General features: G+C 71.9%; 6 protein-coding genes. 1 reads left to right on the plus strand and 5 read right to left on the minus strand.

Features of this window, described 5'->3' with window-relative positions:
* Positions 1 to 130: 130 nt before the first annotated feature.
* The 4 genes from istB to AC1Q5D_RS17845 all read right to left on the minus strand — a co-directional run bounded on the left by istB (position 131) and on the right by AC1Q5D_RS17845 (position 3,305).
* Complete coding sequence (istB, locus tag AC1Q5D_RS17830) at positions 131 to 916, minus strand: IS21-like element helper ATPase IstB (RefSeq protein ID WP_481736795.1); 786 nt, start codon at positions 914 to 916, stop codon at positions 131 to 133.
* Positions 916 to 2,439 (minus strand): IS21 family transposase, encoded by a 1,524-nt coding sequence (gene istA / locus AC1Q5D_RS17835; protein ID WP_481736794.1) that lies wholly within the window; start codon positions 2,437 to 2,439, stop codon positions 916 to 918. Before istA ends, istB begins: the two co-directional genes overlap by 1 nt.
* A 209-nt stretch (positions 2,440 to 2,648) precedes the next feature.
* Entirely contained in the window at positions 2,649 to 2,795 is a 147-nt protein-coding gene (locus AC1Q5D_RS17840) for a hypothetical protein (protein ID WP_481739771.1), read from the minus strand.
* Between the two features lie 78 nt (positions 2,796 to 2,873).
* On the minus strand, positions 2,874 to 3,305 hold the full coding sequence (locus AC1Q5D_RS17845) for a MarR family winged helix-turn-helix transcriptional regulator (RefSeq protein WP_481739772.1): 432 nt from the start codon (positions 3,303 to 3,305) through the stop codon (positions 2,874 to 2,876).
* Positions 3,306 to 3,446: 141 nt separating this feature from the next.
* Here AC1Q5D_RS17845 and AC1Q5D_RS17850 point away from each other — a divergent pair, with 141 nt between their 5' ends.
* Positions 3,447 to 4,082, plus strand: coding sequence for a maleylpyruvate isomerase family mycothiol-dependent enzyme (locus tag AC1Q5D_RS17850; RefSeq protein WP_481739773.1), 636 nt, complete (start codon positions 3,447 to 3,449; stop codon positions 4,080 to 4,082).
* Positions 4,083 to 4,098: 16 nt separating this feature from the next.
* On the opposite strand, the gene AC1Q5D_RS17855 is transcribed toward AC1Q5D_RS17850, so the two are convergent.
* Positions 4,099 to 5,340: an IS110 family RNA-guided transposase gene (locus AC1Q5D_RS17855; RefSeq protein ID WP_481737057.1), complete on the minus strand. Its 1,242-nt coding sequence runs from the start codon at positions 5,338 to 5,340 to the stop codon at positions 4,099 to 4,101.
* Positions 5,341 to 5,633 lie beyond the last annotated feature (293 nt).

Consider the following 5,633-nt stretch of genomic DNA (forward strand, 5'->3'; position numbering starts at 1 on the left):
TGTCAACGGCCAGTAGGAATTGCCCGTGGGCGGCCAGCGGTTCTGCCCGCTGGTGGCCAGGGAAAGTGCCCACTGGTGGCCGGCTGGTTTGCCCGCGGGACGGGTGGTTGGTGCCGGCCACTGGTGGTGTCTAGGTCAGTGGCATGACTCCCTTTCCGGCCAGGGCCTGGGTGAGTCGGACGGAGTCGCCGGTGGTTTGGCAGACGTGGGCGTGGTGGAGGAGCCGGTCCACGGTGGCGGTGGCCAGGGTCTTGGGCATGAGCTCGTCGAAGCCGGCGGGGTGCAGGTTCGAGGACACGGCCACGGAGCGTTTCTCGTAGGCGGCGTCCACGACCCGGTAGAGGCCCTCGGCGGCGTCGGTGGCCACTGCAAGCAGGCCGATGTCGTCGATCACGACGAGGTCGGCGCGCAGGATCCGGGCCACGGCCTTGGTCACGGTGTCGTCGGCCCGGTGGGCGCGGATGAGCGCGCCGAGGTCCTCGAGGGTGAACCAGGCGACCCGCTTGCCTTCCTCGACGGCCTGTTGGCCCAGGGCCTCGAGGAAGAAGGTCTTGCCGGTGCCGGAGGGTCCGCAGACGACGAGGTTCTCCTTGCGGTGGATCCATTCCAGGGTCCGCAGGGCCTGCTGGGTCGGGGCCGGGATCGAGGAGGCTGTCTCGTCCCAGAGGGCGAAGGTCTTGCCGGTGGGGAACCCGGCGGCCTTGCGCCGGGTGGCGAGCATGGAGCGGGCCCGGCCCGCGGTTTCCTCGGCCAGCAGGGCCTTGACGGTCTCGGCCGGTTCCCAGCGCTGGGCGCGGGCGGTGGCCAGCACCTCGGGGGCGACGGCGCGGGCGTGGGGCATCTTCAGCTGGCGCATCAGCGCCGCGAGGTCCTCGGGCAGGGCCGGGGCGGTGGTGTTCGGGGTGGCGATGCCCATCAGGGGTGCTCCTTCCCGGAGGTGGTGGCGCCCAGGCCCGCCCAGCCGGCGGTGCCCTGGGTCAGGGACGTCCCCTCGTCGGCGGTGCGCAGCCCGGGCCGGTGCCCGGCGGCGGTGAGCAGGGAGGCTAGGTCCCCGTGGGCGAAGCGGTGGTGGACCGCGGCGAGGCCGAGGGCCTTGTCGACCTCGTTGGTCCCGGCGATCTTGGCCAGGGCGACGGCCTCGGCCATCTTGGCGTTGATGCGGTGCGCGCCCGCGGCGGCGGCCTCGAGCAGCCAGGACCTCGCGCCCGCGCCGATGCCCAGGAACTCGGCCTCGGCCTTCGAGCGCGGCACCGGGGTGTGGTCCCCAGGGACCTTGGCCGGGTCGTGGTCGGGGAAGTGGGAGTCGTCGATCGCCGGGGACCCGGGCGCGGCCACCGGATGCCGGGCGACCTCGAGGGCACCGTCGGGGCCGGCGTGGACGATCACGACCCTCGCGTCGGCGCCGGTGCCGTGTTGGCGGATGAAGACCTCGGCGCCGAGCAGGTGGGCCGGGACGGAGTACTGGGCGTTCTCGTAGGAGACCATCGGCGTGTTCGGCGGCACCTTCCGGCCCGTCCCGTAGGCGATCGTGTGCGCGGCGTCGGGGACCCGGTGCAGGGCGGGGGCCTCGTCGGCGAGCATATCCACGGGCCGGCGGCGGGTGGTGCGGTGCTCGCGGGAGTTCACCAGGTCCATGAACGCCTGGCAGGCCGCCTCGAGCTCGGCGAACGAGGCGTAGGAGCCGCGCAGGTTGGTGTCCTTGGGCACGAGGTCGGCCTTGGAGACCTTGACCGCGTTCTCCACCCCGCCCTTCGACGCCGGGTCGGCAGGCTGGCAGGTGAGGACCTCGACCGAGTAGTGCTTCGCGAACGCGACGGTCGCCTCGTTGCGCACCGGCACCCCGGCCACGTGCATCGTGGTCACCGTCTTCTCGTTGTCCGTCAGCACGTACGTCGGGGCCCCGCCGATGATCCTGAAGGTGCGGTCCAGGGCGGCGAAGACGCTCGGGGCGGTCCGGTCGCGCAGCGCGAGCACGATCCGGTACCGCGACCATGCGAGCCAGGCCACGAACAGCACCGTCTTGACCCCGCCGATGACCGGTCCGTCGCCGAAGTCGTACTGCAGCCAGCCGCCGGGCTCGGTGATCCAGGGCCGGTGCACCCGCCGCCTCCCGCGGCGGTAGGCGTCCTTCGCGGTCGCCACGGCACGGCGGGTCGAGCGCTCCGAACCGGCGTAGCCCATCGACACGAGCTTGTCGTGCACGACGTCGGCGCGGATCCGGCCCCGGGACTTGTCGACCCATTCCTCGATCTTCGCGTCCCAGTCGTCGGTGACCTTGGGCCGTTCCGGACCCGCGCCGGGGGCACGGCCGGCATCGCGGGCCCTCACGAGCCGGTCGACGGTGTGGTGGGAGCACCCGTGGATCTCCGCGGTGCTGCGTAGGGACCTGGTGAGGTCGTAGGTGGCAAGAATATTCACGGTTTCTAGGGCATCCTTCATTCAGGGCCTCTTCCTGCTGCGGATTCGATTCGACACCGACATCCAACCGGGAAGAGGCCCCCGCCGTCCTCAGAACACGGCAGGGCTAACGAGCAATGCGGGCAAACCAGCCGGCCACAAATGGGCAGTTTCCGTGGCCATACGCGGGCAGTCCCCGTGGCCGTCAGCGGGCAATTCCCTGGCCACCTACGGGCAGTTTTCCATGGCCGCTAACACACGATCACGTCGATGCCGATCCACGCGCCGGCGGAGACGATGTGGGCCGCCAGCACCGCCCGCCGCCAGTTCCGCGACAGGGCCCACGTCGGGCGGGCGGACGCTGGCGCGGCGGTTGGTCGCCGTGCGGCTGGTGCCATGTCCCCTCCCCGTCCCGAGCCCGCGGGCGCCACCCATGCTAGACCCGCCGGGCGCCGGCGGACAGGGATGGCCGGCCGCTAGAGGTAGGGATCCGTGGCTGCGCGCAGCCGCTTCAACTCCTGCCGCAGCCGCTCGAACCCCGCCGACCCCAGATGGGCCCGCCATTCGTCCTCGATCCGCCGCTCCTCGGCGTTGGCCAGGCGCTGGGCCTCGCGCCCGCGCTCAGTGAGCCGGATCAGGCGGGCGCGGGCGTCGTCGGGGTCCGCGACCCGTTCGACGTAGCCCTGGGCCTCGAGCTGCCCCACGAGGAACGAGGCGTTCTGCTTCGTCGTGCCGGACGCCTCCGCGAGCGGGCCGAGCCGCGAACCGCCCTCGTCGAGGCGGGCCGCCACGTGTCCCTGGGCGCGGCTGAGGGTGTGCCCCTGCCGCCGCAACGCCTCGAGGATCCGCCGCTCCATGTCCCGGTAGGGGATGTACAACAGCACCCTGAGGCTCACCTCATCCGGCATGGCCCCTCCTTCCTCCGCCCGCCGCGCGGAGTCCTGGCGCGGGGTGCCGCGCGCCCCGCGGAACCCTTGCGCAGGATCCCCCAGCGGAGGAACATAGTCAATGTCTTTGACTATTTGGGGATCCCGCGGGCGGTGGACGACATGGACGATGGGGAACGCTGGACGGCCATCGCGGCGCGGCGGAGGGCGCTGGCCGGCCTGCTGGAGGGGCTGACGCCGGACCAGTGGGAGGCGCCCTCGCTCTGCTCCGCGTGGCGGGTCCAGGACGTCGCGGCACACGTGGCCACGACGCCGGCGCCCCTCGGGTGGGGGGAGGTGCTGTGGGGCGTCGCCCGCGCCCGCGGCAACGTGTGGTCCTTCGGCCGGGACGTGGCCGTTGCGCAGGCCCAGGCCGGCCCCGAGGCGATCGTCGAGGCGCTGCGGCGCGACGCCGAGGACCGCTATGTCCCGCCACTGACGAACGCGGCGAACCTCCACATGGACGCCATGGTGCACACCCTCGACATCACGGTCCCGCTCGGGCTGGACGCGGCCCTGCCGCGAGAGGACGCGGTCGAGGCGCTGCGCCGCGCGTGGACGATGGGCTGGGCGTTCCCCGCGCGCCGCCGGATGCGCGGGTTGCGGCTCGTGGCCACCGACGCGGACGTGGCGCTCGGCGCCGGGACCGAGGTCCACGGCACCGTCGAGGCCTTGCTGCTGCTGGTGACGGGGCGCACGGCCGCGGCGTTGCCCCTGCTGGCGGGGCCGGGGACCGGCCGCGTGGCCGGCGCGGCCTAGTACGAAAGTAGGTGGGTCATGCTGCGACGGTGGGGCTGAGGGTGACGTTGTAGCCGAGGGCCTTCAGGTGCCTGATCGCGTTGTTCTTGGCCCTGGCGGGATCCATCCTGGTGAGGGAGTCCGATCCGGGGTCTTGGTAGCACTCGCCTTGGGCGAGCATGTGCCAGGCGGCCTCGAGGATGGCGTGCTCGGTCGCGACGAGGGCCTTGGTCCGGCCGCGGCGGGCGGCGATCCGCTTGTAGCGGGCGCCGAGGTAGGTGTTTTTGGGGTGTCGGGCGATCGAGAGCGCGGCGGTGCCGAGGGCGCCCTTGAGGTAGCGGTTCCCGGGCCGGGTCTTGCTGGACTTGACCCGTCCGGCGGATTCGTTGTGGCCTGGGACGAGCCCGGCCCAGGAGCAGAGCCGGCCCGGGGTCTGGAAGCGGCTCATGTCGGCCCCGGTTTCCGCGACGACGGTGTCGGCGACGGTGGTGGAGACCCCGGGGATGGTGGCGAGGAAGTCCCTCGCGGCGCGAAAGGGGGACATCGCCTCCTCGATGCGGGCGGTGAGCTGGTCGATCCATTCCGTCATCGAATCGATCCGCTCCAGGTGCATCCGGCAGATGAACGCGTGGTGGTCCGTGAAGCGGCCGGTGAGGGCCTCGACGAGTTCGGGGAGCCGCCGGCGAAGGGTGCCCCGGGCCAGGTCCGCCAGGACCTGCGGGTCGCGTTCGCCGGCGACGAGCGCCTCGAGCATCGCGCGGGCCGAGACCCCGGTCAGCTCCGAGGCGGTCGAGGAGAGCTTGATTCCGGTGGACTCGAGGAACTTCTCCAGCCTGTGGATCTCCCGGGTGCGGTCCTGGGTCGCCAGCGTCCGTGCCCGGGTCAGGTCCCGCAGCTGCCGGACCGGCTCGGGCGGGACGAAGCAGGCGCGCAGCAGCCCGTGCGCGCCGAGCTGGGCCAGCCATGCGGCGTCGGAGACATCCGTTTTGCGGCCCGGGATGTTCCGGGCGGCCTTGGCGTTGACCAGCATCACCGGCAGCACGTCCTCGAAGAGGTAGTAGAAGGGCTTCCAGTAGTCGCTGGTCGCCTCCATCACCACCGTCGTGACCCGCTCGGCCAGCAGCATCTCGCGCAGGGCCAGGATCTCGTTCGTGGTCGCTCCCCAGGTGGTGACTGTGGTGGTGAAGGTCCCGGGCCGTTTGCCCGGGGCGCGGATGGCGACCTTCGCGTCGCGCTTGGAGATGTCGATCCCCGCGGACCTCTCGTGGATCAAATCCATGATGGCGAACCTCCCCTGACAGCAGTGGTCTTCGGTTGTGCGCCTGCCGTGGAGAGGGCTGTTGGGATTCAGGAATCTAGTACTCGTGCTCGAGGCAACAATCCACGGTGCCCGTGGGGGCCCTCCGCGCCACGCTAGCCCACGGGCCAAACCGATGCACCAAGGACGGACCGGCGTCACCGCGGCAGACACCACCATCATCGGTCCCAAACCGGCCCCGGCGATACGCCACGGGCGAGCCGAACCGGAACTTTCGACCGCCACGGCGCGCAGCGGCGCTGGCTCGCTAGCCC

The sequence above is a fragment of the Arthrobacter paludis genome (assembly GCF_056782315.1).

What these genes read in the sequence shown, in the direction of transcription:
- istB (WP_481736795.1), bottom strand. Translation starts at nt 916, where the DNA reads ATGGGCATCGCCACCCCGAACACCACCGCCCCGGCCCTGCCCGAGGAC.
- istA (WP_481736794.1), bottom strand. Translation starts at nt 2,439, where the DNA reads ATGAAGGATGCCCTAGAAACCGTGAATATTCTTGCCACCTACGACCTC.
- AC1Q5D_RS17840 (WP_481739771.1), bottom strand. Translation starts at nt 2,795, where the DNA reads ATGGCACCAGCCGCACGGCGACCAACCGCCGCGCCAGCGTCCGCCCGC.
- AC1Q5D_RS17845 (WP_481739772.1), bottom strand. Translation starts at nt 3,305, where the DNA reads ATGCCGGATGAGGTGAGCCTCAGGGTGCTGTTGTACATCCCCTACCGG.
- AC1Q5D_RS17850 (WP_481739773.1), top strand. Translation starts at nt 3,447, where the DNA reads ATGGACGATGGGGAACGCTGGACGGCCATCGCGGCGCGGCGGAGGGCG.
- AC1Q5D_RS17855 (WP_481737057.1), bottom strand. Translation starts at nt 5,340, where the DNA reads ATGGATTTGATCCACGAGAGGTCCGCGGGGATCGACATCTCCAAGCGC.